This window comes from Dyadobacter ginsengisoli DSM 21015 (genome assembly GCF_059568735.1).
The window spans coordinates 82,016-97,810 of record NZ_JCANTY010000002.1; the positions used below are offsets into that span (position 1 = coordinate 82,016).

The window sequence follows — 15,795 nt, forward strand, 5'->3', positions numbered from 1 at the left end:
GAGATTTAGTTGAAGAACCTGACAAAAAGAGGATGTCCGACACAGTTCTGGCTGACACGCGATTTATTTAAAACTGAAAACGATCTGAACACCCGGAATAAGACCAGCGGATGTGAACTTCGGCGGACCTGGAGAAATATAAACGGAGATATCATCTGACACGTCAAATGTTTTAAGGTGAGCAGCGACGTTGGCTTCAATAATGCTGAGACCATAAATGATTCCAATTGCCAAAACTGAAAGGTTTTTGTACCTATTCCACACATTTTTTTTCTTGGCGATTTGATCTACCGTGAGCAAGGATTCTGTGTTTTTTGTATTGAACATATTTCGTACAATGACAGGCTTCACTGTATTATGATTAATACCTTGACCAAGATTTCCAGTGCTCAGATCATAAAATGACAGATACGCTTTTAAAAAATCTTGATGTTTTATCGAATTGAGGTGGTAAGCAAAAATACTTCCCCCCAGCGACGCATAAACGATTGGAGCTTTCCAGAGCTCCCTATTGTAGATCTGCCCAAGTCCAGGTATGACTGCGAGGATGGCTGCCTTTTTTGGACTTGCTAAGTTCCTGTTTTTTGCCAATTTACTGGCGGAGTCCTTAATGACGACTCCCTGACTGTCAAAAACAGAAGCAGATATTACCGAGGTCGACGCCAATACTATATAAACCGCGAAGAAGGCCGTTAATTTTCGAATGGTTTTCATGGCATGCGTGACAGTTTCAGGCCGCAAGCAACTAACGGAAACTTATTTCTACAACATAAAAAATGTTAATTGAAGGTCTGGCTTAATCGGGATTTTAATTAAGAAGTTATTTAGGTTAACGCAGTCTTTTCAACCACTCGTTTCGTGAGATACAAGACCAGGAAACTGGTGGCACTCGTTACTTGAGTCGAATCATTTGATAATCCGAGAATCGCAGTAGCAACACCATGAGCCTGACTTTCGACCTCAATGGAACGTTACGAGCCTTATTCTGCTACTTTCTGGCAACTTCCCGGTTTTCTGCATAATCATGCCTGTGTGCATGTCGCCCATCTTCCCGCCCCGTTTCGCTCGAAACAGCTCTAAGGCATGCTCGTGACAGCCACCGTCGGCACCTCCGATTGCCACAAATCGGAGCTTTGATGCCAGAAGTTCCCCCAGTCGATATCATATACAGCCGGTACCTCCGCCCGAATCTGCATTTATAATTTTTTATTCTTTTTACAGAACTGTTAAAAATTGGGTTTTAGTCTTCACCATACATTTGTGATATAAATGAAACTGCTATCCATACTCAAATCCAATTAACGATGAAACAACACTTTTTTAAATCAATCGGCCTGGGCATTTTCGCAGCTGCCGCACTGTTTACTACGTCTTGCAAAGAAGACCTCATTCCAACAGAGGATTTATCAGCACAAACAGAAGGGAAAAATCACAACGCGAAACTGGGAATCCCGACCAAATTTGACGCCAATGAGTTTGCAATCAAAATAGAAAACCTCCTGGAAGGCGAGGTTGGTTTTGGTTATGCGGTCTACAATAACGGGGAGGAATTTTACCGGGCCAATGGCGGCGATGGCTTTGCCAGAAAGCACTTCGAAGGAAGCTTTCAGCTGCACGGTGCTATCATAAAACAGGAGGTATTGACCACAACACAATACGTAACCGCCATTGCTGCTATAAAAATTCTCAAAAAATACAATTTACCTCTTACTACAAAAGTATGGAACTATATTCCCAAAAACTGGGCACCCAGTTCTCAATTTAAAGAGCTGGATTTTGAGCGAATTTTAGCACATAAAACAGGCCTTATTTATTATCCAAATAATTGGGATAAAGTTAAGTTGACTGTTGAAGGACCGGTCAATGAAAGTATATTTAATTCTAAAACAAAGCAAAATAACAATATCAACTATTTGCTTCTGGGAATCATACTTCCTTATGTGGAAGCAACTGAATTAAAAAAACAGGGTAATGCTGCTAAATGGAACGAATTGAATGCGACAGCCGAAAACTTCGCGTTATATGGCGAGCATTATCGCAACATTGTACGCACCAATGTGTTTGTTCCTGCCGGGCTTGAACATGCAACAGTAATCGATTGGCAAGCCTGGGGGCAAAATCCCTGGGGACAAATGGGCCCGATCAGCGCGAGCCTGTCTACACAGGGCTACCCGGCCAGAAATGGTGATGAGCCAGGAATCGACAAGGCAATCATTCGTTGGGACTGTGGTGCTACCGGCTTATATCTGAGTGCTTCCCAATTTGGGAAACTTGCCTCAAAAGTTGCTAAAAACGAACTACTTACCGTTACGGAGCTCAACCAGATGAAATCCAAGATGCTCGGCTTCGATGGTAAACTTACCGGAACGAAGGGCAGCTATTTTTATAAAAGCGGGGTCGGCTATAATTGCGAAACGATCTTTATCGACTTCGGCCCTGTACAGGTAGCAGTATTTGCCAATTCGCCTCAGAGTGATATTTCAGATCCGACTGTCATCGCGCAGATGTACGAAAATTCGTTTGTGCCGCTTTAAATAGAATTTTAAATAACGTAAATAACCGCCCATTAAAAATCTGCAGCAAATGAATTGCGGCAGCTTTTTAATGGGCTTGGATGAAAGCCGGGGACGAAATTCAATGAATGTCCTGATGGCTGGAACCAGGCTTTTCACTGCTCAGCGGACTGATATGCCAGGGTAAACTCCTTTGCAAATTCGGCAAGGGTCGTGCCGCCAACCAACTTGCCGTTTACCTTGTGATAGTCCTCGGTGAAACTACCTTGTCGTAATGCAATTCCGATCTCAACCATATACACCGTCGCCATTTGTTCCGAAAAGCCGCCTTGTACCAAAGTGTTTAACAGTTGCTCATCTGAAAATTCGACCCAATTCAAACCAGGCTCCCCTATTGCCTGACCCAGTGCCGCTGCAACTTCACTGCCATTCTTTTCGTCGCTGATCACATACTGAACAATTTTTCCCGATGTAGAGAACTGGTCGATCGCATTGAAGGCCAATTCCGCAACGTCTTTTGGATGAGTGAGTGGCAGGCTGACAGAGCTATCAAAATTATTGCCCAGCATTCTCTGATGCTTGATCATGTGTATTGCCCCGTAGAAATTCGTCAGGAACATTCCAGGCCGAAGGTGCAGGACATTTACGCCAGGCAATTCGTTCAGCTTTTGTTCAACAGAAAAGTTTGGGCCCGTTGGACCAAGACCAGCTTCAAGATGTGAACCGATACTACTCAGATTGACTACCAGCTTTACACCTGTTTCTTTAATGGCCCTAGCATAATATTCGCCGACTGTCTTAATATACTGCTTCAAATCGGCTGTACCGAAATTGGGTGGGATCATCAAATAGGCTGCATCTGCACCCTCAAAAGCGCGTGTTAGAAACCCGCAATCTTCTACCGAGCCAGTCAAAGGAATCGCTCCCAGCACCTCAATTTCATGACTACGCTCCGGATTAGAGCTTACCACTGTTACGATATGCCCGTTCGCTACTAATTTTTCTGTGAGGATACGGCTGATGTTACCCAAAGATCCTGTTACTGTTACTTTCATTTTTTCTTTGTTTGGAATGTTTGGGCAAAACTAGAATTGAACTTACTTTTGTACAAGTACTTACCCAATGGTATGTTCAACATGGCAGAGATTAAAGAAACATCGGTAATTCAGGAAAATAAGAGCAACGCCTTTGCGGCCTGTCCCGTGACATTCGTTATGGAGCAGATCGGAGGATACTGGAAGCCCATCATCCTTTTCAACCTGCTTGCCGGCACTAAGCGTTATCATGAACTGCGAAAATCCATTCCTGCTATAACCGAGAAGGTATTAATACAACAGCTCAAGCAACTGGAAGCGGACAGGCTGATCACCAGGGAATCCAAGCCCGTTGTCCCGCCTTATGTAACCTACCAGCTTTCCACCCAAGGAAAAGCACTACGCCCTGTACTACTAGCAATGGCAGAATGGGCCGTGGAGCATGGCGAAAATCAATCCAATCAATTCAAGAAGCAGATCGCCGACTTCCCTGGCGAATAATAGGAGAGCTTAACCTGAATCGCAGAAACACCGGCCTGGATGAAAGCTGAGTTAATCACTTTAGTCCACTAGGCCTCTTGCCCCAAATCCATTGGTACGCCCAAAATGGAGCTAAATGTAAACTTCCAGGCGCGATCGCCCCCGGATTAATCAGACAACCGCCTCAAAACAAAATACCCGTAAACCTGATCCATTCCCAATTCCGCGACCCGGCCTTCTTTTTGTTTAAACAGATAATTGTTACTTCCGTCCGTCCACAAATTTTCCTTGATGTAGTTGAGCGGCTGAGGTTTCTCATTCCCAAGTGTTGCCACGAGGGTAAGTCCGTTTTTGCCGATTCTAACATTTATATCCTCGCCACGTCCCCGGCCTTTGTAGCTGCCCGTAAATTTTGTCAGATCACCTGGGAAATGGGCAGGCTTATTGGCTTGCAAATCATTAAAAACGAGGTCTGCCACTTTATCGGCGACCTGCCTGGGACCAACGCTGGTGGTGTTGATCAAAACGATGATGCTCACATCCTCATCCGGAAAATAGCTGTTCTGGGAGAGGAAGCCGTTAATGCCCCCGCCATGTTCTACAAGGCGTTTTCCTTTCCAGTCTGTGATGGTAATGCCCTTTGCGTACCGGGTGACAGTCCCGTCATTCAGACTTACAGGTGTTAAAAATTCCTTGTAGCTTTTCTCATCGAGGATCTTCCCGTGATGCAGCGCATTGTTCCATTTCTCCAGATCCCCGACAGTCGAGCATAACGAACCGGCCGAATATGGCCAGGTGTGATCGAGATAGGCGGCTCTCACCAGTCCTTTTTCGGCCCTGTCATAACCATGCGCCCTATTTTTCGTGATTTTGTTTTCGCTGCAATAATAGGAATTAGTCATCCCGGCTTTATCGAACAGATTCTTTTTGACATATTCTTCATAGGACATTCCACTCACTTTTTCGATGATAAGACCGAGCATAAAAAATGCGGTGTTAGTGTAGATCAATGCTTCGCCCGGTTCGAAATCGAATTTTTCTTTTTCTACGATGCGCAATAGGGTATCTCTGCTGTGCTTTACAATCGACAACATTTCAAAACTCGGTAGTTCCGTATAACCTTTAATGCCCGAGGTGTGACTCAGTAACTGCCGTATCGTGACCTTCCGGTTCCGCGTATCAAACCTTAAATACTTCCCGAGGTCATCTTCCAATGTCAGTTTTCCCTGCCCGGCGAGCTGCAAAATGGCAGCTGCGGTGAATTGTTTCGTGACCGAGCCAATCTCAAATGACGCAGTAACCGGAAGTTTCACATCCCATTCCAGATCGGCGTATCCATAAGCCTTCTGAAATAGTGGTTTATGATTTCTAAATACGCCAACGGCTATGCCCGCGGCCTCGGTTTTGTCGATGTACGGTTTGACAATACCATCTATTTTGGCTTCCAGGTTGGGATCGGATGGAGACTTGTCTTCCTTTTTAGCGCAGGAAAGCAACAAAACGATCGGGAGCAGGTAAATTAAGTGTTTCATAGGGGATAGGAAATGTCTATAATGTAGGAAGTTTATTGGTATTTTCGGGAAAGAGACAGCGAAAGGTTAAGATTGTATGTACTCCTGAGAGACGCTTTCGACCAGCCTCAATAGTATTCCTATGGGTAAGCAGAAAACAGCAATTCCTTATTATACAGACATTAATGCCTTCCTGGCTTCGATCCCATCACCCGGGAGAACAACGAACCCGCTTTTCTATTGTCTCAGGCTAAGAAAGTTGGAACACCCGGTAGAGATCTACAAGCCTCCCTTTAAGAGGTCATTTTATTTTTTTGCGCTATTTCTCAACTCAGGCAACGCACAAGTCGATTATGGCGACAAAACAGTTACGAATCCGGAATCGTACCTGGTTTTCCACTCTCCCGATTTAGTATATAGCTTCTCTCACGATGAGACATTGGAAGGATACGTAATCTATTTTAAATCTGAGTGTTTTTCGTTTTTAAGGCCTGATTTTCATGAAGAATTCCCATTCTTCAACCGATTATACACAAACCTTTTCAAACTGGACCATGCGACCTTTCAGAAGCTGTCACCTCATTTCGAAGATGTACTTACGGCCTATGACAGATCAGGCGATAAATCGCATATGGAAGCCAGGGCAAGACTGCTTGCACTATTTTACTACATGAAGGCGTTCGTCGCAGAAAGAAAGAAAATGACGCGGTTTGCAACGCCCCAACAACTGTTATTGAGTAAATACCTTCAATTGGTGAACAACCACTACATCGACAAAAGAACCGTAAAAGAATATGCCGACCTTCTCTCGGTGACCCCTAATCATCTTTCTCAATCGGTCAAGGCCGTTTCGGGCAAAAATGCGCTTTCATACATCGCTGCCCGTTTATTGACTGAAGCAAAATCACTACTGTTGTACACGCACGTCGATATAGCCGAGATAGCTTACCAACTTGGCTTTTCCGACCCTGCTAATTTTGGCGGTTTCTTTAAGAAGCATGTCGGAATGTCTCCTTTGGCTTTCAGGAAACGCAAGGACAAATAGAATTCACCATTATGCCCAAGCTTTTAACCAGCCAGACAGAGCAGGGCGCTTTTTATTTGCAGCGATGTTTATTCAATCACCTTTAAAAAAAAGCAAATGGCCACTAAAATTTTTGTCAATCTTCCAGTAACTGACCTTAACAGATCAAAAGCATTCTTTGAAGGTCTTGGCTTTGGGTTTAATCCTCAGTTCACGGATGAAAATGCCGCCTGCATGGTGATCAGCGACGCTATCTATGCGATGCTGTTGACCGAACCGTATTTTGGGACCTTTACTCAAAAACAGATTTGCAATGCCCATGAAAACACTGAGGTGTTAATCGCCCTTGATGCTGGCTCCAGGGATGAAGTTCAACAGATAATAGCCAAGGCAAAAGAATTGGGCGCTACTATTTACAAAGAGCCTGCGGATCATGGCTGGATGTATCAGCACAGCTTTGCCGATTTGGATGGTCATCAGTGGGAGTTTGCTTACATGGATGAGAGCCAGTTTCCGGCATCCTAATAAAAGTTGGATAATCAAAAAAGTGATCGACAAATTCGTGTCGGTCACTTTTTTTGAACGTATTCGTATGTCAGCATCTGAATTTCATCATCAAAGTTGGTTTGAGGAATCGTTCGAAACATTGAAGGAAGGAATTGTCGGACGACGACTTTCAAGCGTGGTGTGACAATTGTGAGGCTATCAGAGTTGCAGAGGGTGGCTGGAACGACAGCACAGTGGAATTTGCAAAATAAAAGTGGTCTTTGAGGGAGAATCAGGAGACAAATCAGAAAAGCATGGATAGCATTACGCGGTTCGTCCGGATTACCAATACGTTCCCACACCTGCGCTGCACAACAATTTCCTTGCGGCCTCGCTGCCTGCAATGAAATACAGTGTATTGAAAGATCGTCTAAGAGCGCTGATCCCTACAATATTGAAGCTGGTCGGCGAGACGGACCAGAAATTGTAGTATAACCGCTCCCTTAAATCAAACTAATCACGAAAGTGTAGTCCGGCGACGACTTCATTTTCAATCAGATTTTGCAGTTTTCCGACCGCTTCGTATACAGCCATCACTTGTTCCGGATTAGTTAAAACTGCTTGTTCCAAAGGTGTTTTGATGAGGTCGAGTTTCTGGAAGGCATCTATAAATTGTGCCTCAATAGCTGCACTGAGTGCCATATCAGCCGACCTGGCACCTGCCTGGTCCAGAAGCCAGTATATTGCTTTTGCCCCGACACCATTTGTCCTCTTTGCTAAAAATAACTGTTGCACACTTTTTAGTTCGGCGATAAGCAAGGCTGCGGACTGGCCGCTATATTTGGATTCGACTAAGGCCGGGCGCACTGTCCCCTGATTCACTCCCAGGGGGGCACCCAGCCTTTCGTCTTTTATTTTGGAAATGGTACTGATCATATTGTCGGTAAGCAGGCCGATCGACGAACTTCGCTCAGGACCGCTTAACGCCATAAACTGATTGAGATAACCGTTGCCCCCGATACTCCATTGATACAACAACTGATCGCTCCGTTGTTTTAAATCCAGACAAAGCCCGCGTAGAAAAGCCCCGCGACGGGAACCTCTAAACGCAGATATTACCGACTCTGGATTTCCCCGGTTAGTACCGTATATCAGGTATTCGATCGCTGCCAGGCCCGTGGACGTTTCTGCAAGCGATTGCATGTAAGTCTGGTCAAATCCTGGGACATTAGACGAAATAATATCCTCTATGTCCGCTGCATTAGCCTGAGTGTAAAGATTGGACGAAGAGACATCAGTGCTGAATTTACCCTGCAAAAATATCGCCGACACCTTCCAGGCCACGGCCGAATTGACCCATTCTTTCCTGAGCGCAAGCAGCTTTTGAGTGTTTGTAGAATCGTATTGATATGAAATCGCAAATTCGTTTAGCGCATTTACTGAATTCTGAAGATCAAGAAAACTGCGGATGATGGCGGCATTGCCAATGCCCTGTAATGCAAATTCGCGGTCGGAAACCGAAATAGGCTCAGGCTGTTTTTCCTTCGAACATGCCAGCAAAAGCACTACGAAGAGACATACAAAATATTTCATAGCGGTCTTAAATAGACTTACTTTTTCAACCCGGCTTTTCGTTGTAACGTTAAATAAATCAACGGTCACATGAAAAACAACAACCTGGCGATTAAAATTGTCCGCCTCATCGCGTTTTTTATTTTCGTGCTATTTGTATCGGATTGTAAAAAGAAAAATCCCGAACCCGAGGGTAACAAGCCCGGAGCAGGACAATTCGGGCCGACCGGGGACCGTTCGGGACCGGGTTATTCCTGGCGGCTAACGATTGCCAATCAGACAGACCCAGACGGACATATTGATATTGCTGACAACCGGCTGTTTTATTTGAATGAATCCGGTGAGTTTGCCCGGGAAGTGACGTTGACCATCACTAAATGGGAAGAATCGTCCGTAAACCCGTCTTTCAGAATTTACGGGCGATTTCAACAATGCCTATTGATGTCCGCCCCCACGTTGTCATCGGGCGACGTCACATCATCCGGTATCTTCGAACGGGTCGAAAATATGGGCAGCGCCCAGTATTCAGGAATAATCTGGACTCCGGCATTGGCGAAAAGCCCCGTTAACAGTAAGGCCACCTTCAGGTTTAAAGTGTATATCGATAGTAAGGATTTACTTTGCACCGAAGGTTTTGTGCAGACAGACATGACTCACCCGGTTGTGATCACCAGTGCAGGAAGCTACTTCGACGGAGATTATCTTTATTTCTTAAAAAAGAAACCAAAGTAACTGACGTAGCAGTAATATCGGGCGCACGCCGTTCGGACATGCTTCACGCATGTTTTTCGAACTACCAAGACGTTTTGGGCAAGATTGTTTTTTTAAGTTTTTGATCCGTCCAGCTTTAATGTGTGCCGCTCACTACATCATTGCTTATTGTATAACATCGAATTTTGCTTGTTAAAATATTGACATTAAAGCATCCGGGAAAGTATTTTCAATCTATAACTTCTGGTTATGTTAATGGGCTGCTAAGCCTTAGATATGTACCACGACTTACGACCCTCAGCTTATTGCTTGATAAACTGCGGGTTGACGCCGTCACAGTGCCAGCCTGGGTGGTCTATTTGTTACCTCGTGAAAGTTTTTCGTCCACTTTACTCTGCGTCAAAAATGCCCTGTAATCCCTGATGTTGAGCATGTCGTGAAGAGCCTTGTTCTTGTCGGTTGCCTGATCAAAATAAGCCTTGCAAATTTGATACCCTACCCAGTAACCTAAGTCGGCAGGGCGGTCGGCTGTCTCCTGACTGCTATTAGCAATCCAGTTTGAATAACGATCCAGATACATTTCCTTTTTGAACTCTTCCCAAACCTTCCGTTCATTTCCAACAGCCCAGACATGGAGGCGTTGATTGGCCGTTCTACCGCTGATCAATTCCCCGATGAAATCGGCCATACCTTCCACGATCGCATAGCGCAGCAAGATGGTGTCAGCGGCCATGTTATTTTGTTGTACATGCACCAGCTCGTGCGCTACCACATGTTTCAATTCGTTAAATGGCAGCATGTTTTTTTTCTGCCACAAATTCAATTCATGAGTGGGCGTACCATTGCTCGCCGCCTGCATATCGACCCCCATGATGGAGCCGTAACCCGTAACGGTTCCACCTGAGCTCCATCCTCCGATAACAAAAGTCACGTCAGGAAAAGTGGCCGGCGCATACCAGTGTTTCAGATTCCGGAATATCACACGGAGGGAATCCTCCAATGTGCTAACCTGTTCTGTTTTGGTCCGGATATTGGCGTAATATTCAGGCATAATTTCAAGGTTGTGAACAAAACCTCTGATACCGCCAATGTTTGGAGTTTTAATTCTATAATATTCCTGCAAATTGGGACTGCCTTTCTCGAAATATTCGGTGAGAAACAACTTCTGAGCATTGGAAGAGTCTTTCTTATACCGGTCATAAACTTTCCAGAACAGAGCTATGTCGCTCGTGATCACCGCAGCGCGATCCGGATCGCGCTGCGCGTATTCTTTGTCGGACATGTACCGAAGTAGGTCTGAATATGCCTGATACTTCCGGACCGCCGCCAAGCCAGGCTCAGATTCTATCCACTTCCTATTGCTAAACCCATACAATTTCACGGCTTTTTCCAGGCTGGCCAACGCACTATCCGGCATTTGGGCCATCGCATAGAAATAGGTGGCATTTACAGCGGGCTGTCTTTTGTATGCCAGCATTCTGCGGGCTTCCCCCTCGGCATGATAGCTTCTGGCAGCTGCTTTATATTGCTTTGCTTCGCCCAAACTGTCTGCCAGCTTTTGATATTTGTCTGCTCCCGGATTAAAATCCTGTGAAAAAATCTTAGTAGTTAAAAGAAGCGACATTGCTAGTACGCATACTTGAATACACTTCAATAAAGCTGGATTACTCATTTTAAAGATTGTGAGGTAAATTTCGAATAGACTTTAACTTACATTTAGTTGATAGCAAATGGTAAAAGTAAGTTACAATTATGTGGAATAACCAGCAAACTGGTCTGGTTCTGCCCAAACCCGGGAAGCACACCTGACACCTACCCGTCAGGTTTACAAGGATCTAGGCCCGTAGATTTACATGTAAGAGCGTAACCCTTTTCAAACCGCCTTCAAGCCCCAATTTCACCATCTTGCTGTACCCGTCATCATTGAGATGCTCGCTGAATGTTAAGCCTTGTTCATAGTGCTCTATGGCCATTTTGAAATCGGACATGTCTTCATAGCATTTACCGAGATTCAAATACAAAGACGGATAGGCTTCCTTAACATATTCTTTGCCAATGCTCAAGGCCTCATTCAAGGCAATTTGATCCCACCGGAGCTTTTCCAAAGCTGTGGCCTGTATCCGGGCAACGTAATGAGCCGCAATGAATCGTTCTTCATTATTGACGGCCGCATCCCAAGCCTTTCGATAATATAAACCCGCCTTTTCGGGTTCACCTTCCAACGCGATTCCTTCAGCGCATAGTTTTACAACATGGTTTTCCGGGTCAAAAAACATATAGATTACAAATAGACGGTTTTGGATGAAAGCAGCCCTTCTGAAACAGATAGGGTTTTCCAAGTTAAATATTTTGCAAACGTCCGCCTGAGTTTTTCCGATGTCGTGGCCGACAAATCATTTGAAATCTTTTTAAGAATATAGATTAACGACAGAATTTGCGTACTCAAAGAATTATAAGGCAAAAAGAACGGGACAGATCCATTCAATTCGGACTTGTCCCGTAGGGTGAACCCATAGGACATGGGTCGAACCTTTTGCTGGAAGACTTAAGGAGGTTGGCGGCGCTTTTGATCACTATCTTGCAAACTTCTTCAAGCAATAATGATCGTTTACTTCACTACCTGGCACGTTCGATCGCACCAGCCGTAACAGGCGTGAAGAAGTTAACCAAATTACCATCCGGATCGCGGAAGAGTAGTGAACGATTTCCCCACGGTAAAGTAGTCGGCGTTTGCACCAGCGCCTCGCCGAGGTAGTCAGCAAGCCTTTGATATTGTGTATCCACGTCGTCAACCCGGAATTCCAGGATCACTGAGCGATTTGTAGCCGGTGCGGCTGCGCCTTCTACGCCCATCAGTTGCAAAGTACGCATGCTACCGATGGCAAGCACAGCCACCGGCGTTCGGAGCTCTGCGAAATCTTCGGTGTAACGTGTAGCAGGAAAGCCAGTAATGTGCTGATAAAAATCGATTAGCCGGTTGATATTGGCGGTAATGATTCGGGCCGAGATAAATGTCATAAATTGGTTTGATTAGTGTCTGATTTCCCAAAGAAACAATCGCGTTTGACAACAGTATGTCAGCAGCCGATAACCATTCCAAAATGATGTTAAGAAATGAGCGTAAGCCCGCCTCAGTAGTCCATGACGGGTTTGTTAAGCGGCCCAAGATCATATCAGAACGTTGGCTGCGCAGGATTCAGATCAGAATCCCGCAAATCGGTAGTCATGGGAATGAGCCGGTTGGCTATACGACGGTCATTACAGAAGTGTTTTGGAACAGTACAACTAGCCATAGTTCGTTCACGCGGTTAACGACCAGGCTGATACGTCCGTTCACCTCGGCTGTTTTTCCATCTCTTGAAAACTCCATATGGCCCCGGAGCCTTACCAGGGAAACATTGGGTGTAAGAAAACGGATGGATTCAATTTCATAACCGGATCTAGTCCCTTCTTTATAGATGGTGGAAAAGATCCTGGTATGGGTTTCCAGGATTGCCTTTTTACCGCTCAAATGTTCTCCGTCGCGAATGATACAATCCGCATCAACTGCGAAAACCGATGCAAATGCCTCGGCATCCTGTCGGGCAAAGCCATCCATCATAAGTTTAACTATTTTTGTTATCTGCCCTTTTGCACTGTTTTCTATTGGGAGGCTGTTTTTTTCTGTCATATGTTTCTTTTTTCGACTCAAAAATAGATGCCTTAATTGCCAGGGGCAATAACTTACCAAATTGTATGTGATCTATGCGGAAGGAAAATTCAACTAATTACATCAACGAAAAACAAATGGTCGAATCCTGCGATATGGCGGCCGCACTTTCACAAATCGATGGGCGTTGGAAATTGACTATCCTCGGGCAACTCCTGCTTTATGGCCCGTTGCGCTTTTCAGAGCTAAAAGCGCATATCCCGCTGATCTCGGAGAAAATGCTCAGCCAGCAATTAAATGAAATGGCAAAAGACGACTTGGTGGTCAAAATAGTAATATCGCAAAAACCCCTGAAAGTTCAGTACAGTCTCACAACCAAAGGCCTTTTGCTGGAACCGGTACTAATGAGTTTATATCGTTGGGGAATAATGTTTAAAAAGACCTAACCAGTAGGTTGGGTTGGAGTCGAACAGTCGACCCTTTTAGTTTTCACGCCGGTCGCCTGTTGCAACTGAACTTATGGTGTCGCGTTGTGCTACATGCGCCGGAAATGCATCCAGGATTTTTGCTACGGCTGACCGGATGACAACATCCGGACTCTTTCCATCATCAAATACTACTTCGATGGCTGCCACTGCCCAGCCACGCCAGATTAGCTTGCTGGTCTGTGAATGCCAGACATCGACGATCAATGTCGCTTCCCGGTATCGAAACAGGTGATCACGCGGCATCATCCAGTAGTCGCCGTACAGATAACCATATGGGTCGGGAAGCAGCATAGACTGTTCGTCGATACGGATATCGTAGCGTAGCGTCAGATCGGATGTACCCTGATCAAGCAAATAACCCTTTGCGATCAACAAATCATTAACTGCCTGCTTAATGAGGAAGTCATTTAACTGATTGAAATAAAGCGGATTATCACCCCAGGTCACGCTGTCTGTTTTTGCCCACTGGAAGGTATGGTATTGGTTAACAGGGGCGTTCTTGTCAACATCGTGATAAACCCGAATCTCGGGACTGCATCCGATGAAGAACATCCCGAGTATAGCCAACGTTGTCCTCATAGCTCAATACAAAAATTGATATGAACATAAAATTATGGACGGCAAGCTGGCCTGAACATGAGCAAAGTCAGTCCGCAAGACCTTATCGGTCATCTTTTATAAACTTGTATATCAACAACTTGCAGAACCTTCAACTGCCCACATCATTTTAGCGACCTGCATATGAAAAAGATCCTTGTCCCTTTTGACTTCTCTGCACTTTCCATATCCGCACTCCGGTTTGCCATCGAGCTGGCCGAGGCTGCCCAAGGCGAGGTAACGGCCCTTCATGTAGTGAATCTGACGCCGGCTTATCTGGAAAGTCTGGACCCGAATGGATATCCTATCGGCTCGGCTTCGATACTATCAGAATTGGGCCGCCAGGCAACCGCGGATTTTGCCCGGGTCAGAGGCGAGCTGAAAACGCAGCTTGAACCTGGCTTTCGCGTAGAGCAGGGATTGCTGCATCAGATAGTGATTAAAACCATTCACGAGACGGAAGCTGATCTGATCGTTATGGGAACAAACGGAAGCAGCGGAATTACTGAGGTGATGTTGGGTTCGAATACCGAAAAAGTCGTCAGAACCGCCCCTATACCTGTCATTTCAATACATAAGGGCCAAAAGATCAATCAGATCCGCAACATCGTTTTCCCGACAACGATCGATCTGGACCAGCACCGGTTCATGTGGCAGGTCAGGGCATTACAAACATTTTTTAAAGCGCGGCTGCACCTGCTTTACGTAAAGACGCCCGACTGTAAAGACACTGATAACACGCTGACAGCCATGCTCAGCGACTTGGCAGCATTTTATGGTCTTTCCAACTTTGGTATACATGTTACCCATGCTGCCACCGAAGAAAAAGGAGTGCTCAAATTTGCTTCCCGCATGCCGGGTTCAATGATTGCGATGGCAACCCACGGGTATACCGGGCTGACGCACCTGATGCTGGGAAGCGTTGCGGAAAACGTCATCAACCATACCCATGAGCCTGTATGGACCTACAAGCTTTCCGAGCATATTTAAAATCAAAAAACCAAATGCATAACTAACCTAAACTAAACCAAAATCTGCACACTGGTTTGCGCGCCCCCCCACAAAGCCGTACTAATCCAAGCGGTCTAAAACCTGATAGAGATCATATTCCCAGGTAAGCCCTGTCAAGTTTTCTAACGATACATAATGCTTATTTTGAGATAGTTAATCTGGTATCTCAACTTCAACAGGCAGCACTATGGATTCGCTCAAATTCCTTGACATGGTCTCCTGGGCCTTTTACCTGACCTGTAACGGGCTGGCGATATTTCTGATCTGGATCAGCAAAACACGTCCGCCACTGGCCCGCATTATTTTGTTCCTGCTATTCCTTTTCGCCGCGGGCGTCAATGCGTATATCGCGCTGGACACTCCCTGGAGCTATCAGGACTTTGCGGACAGCGCCATGCCCCTTTACAAACGGTTTATAGTGGGTGCTTTCATTCCAATCATTACACCGATGGTACTGACGATAGCCGCCGGCCAACTACTGATCGCCCTGGCCATGACCGCCAGAGGTCGGCTATTTCAAACAGGCTGTTGGGCAGGAATCATATTCTGCGTCGCTATTGCCCCGCTCGGGCTTTACGCCGCCTTCCCGATGCCTTTACTGCTTGCATGGGCTATGTTTCGCCTGCTGAGAACTGACAGCGGGCAGGCCAGCCTTTCACCCGTTACGAAATCCTTCAAAATAAAACACAAACGCAATGTTCGACACGTCCAGAATTAAA

At 45.5% G+C, this 15,795-nt stretch carries 17 protein-coding genes; 8 read left to right on the forward strand and 9 right to left on the reverse strand.

The window, feature by feature from the left end:
• Nucleotides 1-63: 63 nt before the first annotated feature.
• Complete coding sequence (locus tag BP71_RS06750; RefSeq protein WP_496377802.1) at nucleotides 64-714, reverse strand: DUF5683 domain-containing protein; 651 nt, start codon at nucleotides 712-714, stop codon at nucleotides 64-66.
• A gap of 590 nt (nucleotides 715-1,304) precedes the next feature.
• Here BP71_RS06750 and BP71_RS06755 point away from each other — a divergent pair.
• Nucleotides 1,305-2,534 carry a serine hydrolase domain-containing protein gene (locus BP71_RS06755; RefSeq protein WP_496377803.1) on the forward strand — a complete coding sequence of 410 codons (1,230 nt, stop codon included), beginning with the start codon at nucleotides 1,305-1,307 and terminating at the stop codon, nucleotides 2,532-2,534.
• Between the two features lie 134 nt (nucleotides 2,535-2,668).
• Here BP71_RS06755 and BP71_RS06760 read toward each other — a convergent pair whose 3' ends face one another.
• Nucleotides 2,669-3,568 carry an NmrA family NAD(P)-binding protein gene (locus BP71_RS06760; RefSeq protein ID WP_496377804.1) on the reverse strand — a complete coding sequence of 300 codons (900 nt, stop codon included), beginning with the start codon at nucleotides 3,566-3,568 and terminating at the stop codon, nucleotides 2,669-2,671.
• A gap of 81 nt (nucleotides 3,569-3,649) precedes the next feature.
• On the opposite strand from BP71_RS06760, the gene BP71_RS06765 reads away from it, so the two are divergent.
• Nucleotides 3,650-4,048 (forward strand): winged helix-turn-helix transcriptional regulator, encoded by a 399-nt coding sequence (locus BP71_RS06765; protein ID WP_496377805.1) that lies wholly within the window; start codon nucleotides 3,650-3,652, stop codon nucleotides 4,046-4,048.
• Nucleotides 4,049-4,194: 146 nt separating this feature from the next.
• Here the strand turns inward: BP71_RS06765 and BP71_RS06770 are convergent, their stop codons facing one another.
• Nucleotides 4,195-5,559, reverse strand: coding sequence for a serine hydrolase domain-containing protein (locus tag BP71_RS06770; RefSeq protein WP_496377806.1), 1,365 nt, complete (start codon nucleotides 5,557-5,559; stop codon nucleotides 4,195-4,197).
• 121 nt (nucleotides 5,560-5,680) lie between these two features.
• Here BP71_RS06770 and BP71_RS06775 point away from each other — a divergent pair, with 121 nt between their 5' ends.
• Together BP71_RS06775 and BP71_RS06780 are read left to right on the forward strand one after the other, a co-directional pair.
• The gene (locus BP71_RS06775) at nucleotides 5,681-6,583 is read left to right on the forward strand and encodes a helix-turn-helix domain-containing protein (protein ID WP_496377807.1); all 903 of its coding nucleotides are present in this window, start codon (nucleotides 5,681-5,683) and stop codon (nucleotides 6,581-6,583) included.
• A 96-nt stretch (nucleotides 6,584-6,679) separates the two neighbouring features.
• Nucleotides 6,680-7,087, forward strand: coding sequence for a VOC family protein (locus BP71_RS06780; protein ID WP_496377808.1), 408 nt, complete (start codon nucleotides 6,680-6,682; stop codon nucleotides 7,085-7,087).
• 474 nt (nucleotides 7,088-7,561) lie between these two features.
• Here the strand turns inward: BP71_RS06780 and BP71_RS06785 are convergent, their stop codons facing one another.
• On the reverse strand, nucleotides 7,562-8,641 hold the full coding sequence (locus BP71_RS06785; protein WP_496377809.1) for an imelysin family protein: 1,080 nt from the start codon (nucleotides 8,639-8,641) through the stop codon (nucleotides 7,562-7,564).
• A gap of 69 nt (nucleotides 8,642-8,710) precedes the next feature.
• Between BP71_RS06785 and BP71_RS06790 the strand changes: the two genes are divergently transcribed.
• A complete protein-coding gene (locus BP71_RS06790) occupies nucleotides 8,711-9,352 on the forward strand; it encodes a hypothetical protein (protein ID WP_496377810.1) in 642 nt (213 codons plus the stop codon).
• Nucleotides 9,353-9,686: 334 nt separating this feature from the next.
• On the opposite strand, the gene BP71_RS06795 is transcribed toward BP71_RS06790, so the two are convergent.
• The 4 genes from BP71_RS06795 to BP71_RS06810 all read right to left on the reverse strand — a co-directional run bounded on the left by BP71_RS06795 (nucleotide 9,687) and on the right by BP71_RS06810 (nucleotide 13,001).
• Nucleotides 9,687-10,955 carry a gliding motility protein GldB-related protein gene (locus BP71_RS06795; RefSeq protein WP_496377811.1) on the reverse strand — a complete coding sequence of 423 codons (1,269 nt, stop codon included), beginning with the start codon at nucleotides 10,953-10,955 and terminating at the stop codon, nucleotides 9,687-9,689.
• Between the two features lie 211 nt (nucleotides 10,956-11,166).
• Nucleotides 11,167-11,607 (reverse strand): rRNA adenine methyltransferase, encoded by a 441-nt coding sequence (locus tag BP71_RS06800; protein WP_496377812.1) that lies wholly within the window; start codon nucleotides 11,605-11,607, stop codon nucleotides 11,167-11,169.
• A gap of 340 nt (nucleotides 11,608-11,947) precedes the next feature.
• Complete coding sequence (locus BP71_RS06805) at nucleotides 11,948-12,349, reverse strand: VOC family protein (RefSeq protein WP_496377813.1); 402 nt, start codon at nucleotides 12,347-12,349, stop codon at nucleotides 11,948-11,950.
• 226 nt (nucleotides 12,350-12,575) lie between these two features.
• Nucleotides 12,576-13,001, reverse strand: a complete 426-nt coding sequence (locus BP71_RS06810) for an SgcJ/EcaC family oxidoreductase (protein WP_496377814.1) — start codon at nucleotides 12,999-13,001, stop codon at nucleotides 12,576-12,578.
• A 74-nt stretch (nucleotides 13,002-13,075) separates the two neighbouring features.
• Between BP71_RS06810 and BP71_RS06815 the strand changes: the two genes are divergently transcribed.
• Nucleotides 13,076-13,426 (forward strand): winged helix-turn-helix transcriptional regulator, encoded by a 351-nt coding sequence (locus tag BP71_RS06815; RefSeq protein WP_496377815.1) that lies wholly within the window; start codon nucleotides 13,076-13,078, stop codon nucleotides 13,424-13,426.
• A gap of 36 nt (nucleotides 13,427-13,462) precedes the next feature.
• On the opposite strand, the gene BP71_RS06820 is transcribed toward BP71_RS06815, so the two are convergent.
• Complete coding sequence (locus BP71_RS06820) at nucleotides 13,463-14,047, reverse strand: DUF4136 domain-containing protein (RefSeq protein WP_496377816.1); 585 nt, start codon at nucleotides 14,045-14,047, stop codon at nucleotides 13,463-13,465.
• A 162-nt stretch (nucleotides 14,048-14,209) separates the two neighbouring features.
• Between BP71_RS06820 and BP71_RS06825 the strand changes: the two genes are divergently transcribed.
• Complete coding sequence (locus tag BP71_RS06825) at nucleotides 14,210-15,055, forward strand: universal stress protein (RefSeq protein ID WP_496377817.1); 846 nt, start codon at nucleotides 14,210-14,212, stop codon at nucleotides 15,053-15,055.
• 208 nt (nucleotides 15,056-15,263) lie between these two features.
• Complete coding sequence (locus BP71_RS06830) at nucleotides 15,264-15,794, forward strand: hypothetical protein (RefSeq protein WP_496377818.1); 531 nt, start codon at nucleotides 15,264-15,266, stop codon at nucleotides 15,792-15,794.
• The last annotated feature ends 1 nt before the right edge of the window (nucleotide 15,795 follow it).

Excerpts from the sequence above, each read along its gene's own strand:
- BP71_RS06750 (WP_496377802.1), bottom strand. The coding sequence starts at position 714 with ATGAAAACCATTCGAAAATTAACGGCCTTCTTCGCGGTTTATATAGTA.
- BP71_RS06755 (WP_496377803.1), top strand. The coding sequence starts at position 1,305 with ATGAAACAACACTTTTTTAAATCAATCGGCCTGGGCATTTTCGCAGCT.
- BP71_RS06760 (WP_496377804.1), bottom strand. The coding sequence starts at position 3,568 with ATGAAAGTAACAGTAACAGGATCTTTGGGTAACATCAGCCGTATCCTC.
- BP71_RS06765 (WP_496377805.1), top strand. The coding sequence starts at position 3,650 with ATGGCAGAGATTAAAGAAACATCGGTAATTCAGGAAAATAAGAGCAAC.
- BP71_RS06770 (WP_496377806.1), bottom strand. The coding sequence starts at position 5,559 with ATGAAACACTTAATTTACCTGCTCCCGATCGTTTTGTTGCTTTCCTGC.
- BP71_RS06775 (WP_496377807.1), top strand. The coding sequence starts at position 5,681 with ATGGGTAAGCAGAAAACAGCAATTCCTTATTATACAGACATTAATGCC.
- BP71_RS06780 (WP_496377808.1), top strand. The coding sequence starts at position 6,680 with ATGGCCACTAAAATTTTTGTCAATCTTCCAGTAACTGACCTTAACAGA.
- BP71_RS06785 (WP_496377809.1), bottom strand. The coding sequence starts at position 8,641 with ATGAAATATTTTGTATGTCTCTTCGTAGTGCTTTTGCTGGCATGTTCG.
- BP71_RS06790 (WP_496377810.1), top strand. The coding sequence starts at position 8,711 with ATGAAAAACAACAACCTGGCGATTAAAATTGTCCGCCTCATCGCGTTT.
- BP71_RS06795 (WP_496377811.1), bottom strand. The coding sequence starts at position 10,955 with ATGTCGCTTCTTTTAACTACTAAGATTTTTTCACAGGATTTTAATCCG.
- BP71_RS06800 (WP_496377812.1), bottom strand. The coding sequence starts at position 11,607 with ATGTTTTTTGACCCGGAAAACCATGTTGTAAAACTATGCGCTGAAGGA.
- BP71_RS06805 (WP_496377813.1), bottom strand. The coding sequence starts at position 12,349 with ATGACATTTATCTCGGCCCGAATCATTACCGCCAATATCAACCGGCTA.
- BP71_RS06810 (WP_496377814.1), bottom strand. The coding sequence starts at position 13,001 with ATGACAGAAAAAAACAGCCTCCCAATAGAAAACAGTGCAAAAGGGCAG.
- BP71_RS06815 (WP_496377815.1), top strand. The coding sequence starts at position 13,076 with ATGCGGAAGGAAAATTCAACTAATTACATCAACGAAAAACAAATGGTC.
- BP71_RS06820 (WP_496377816.1), bottom strand. The coding sequence starts at position 14,047 with ATGAGGACAACGTTGGCTATACTCGGGATGTTCTTCATCGGATGCAGT.
- BP71_RS06825 (WP_496377817.1), top strand. The coding sequence starts at position 14,210 with ATGAAAAAGATCCTTGTCCCTTTTGACTTCTCTGCACTTTCCATATCC.
- BP71_RS06830 (WP_496377818.1), top strand. The coding sequence starts at position 15,264 with ATGGATTCGCTCAAATTCCTTGACATGGTCTCCTGGGCCTTTTACCTG.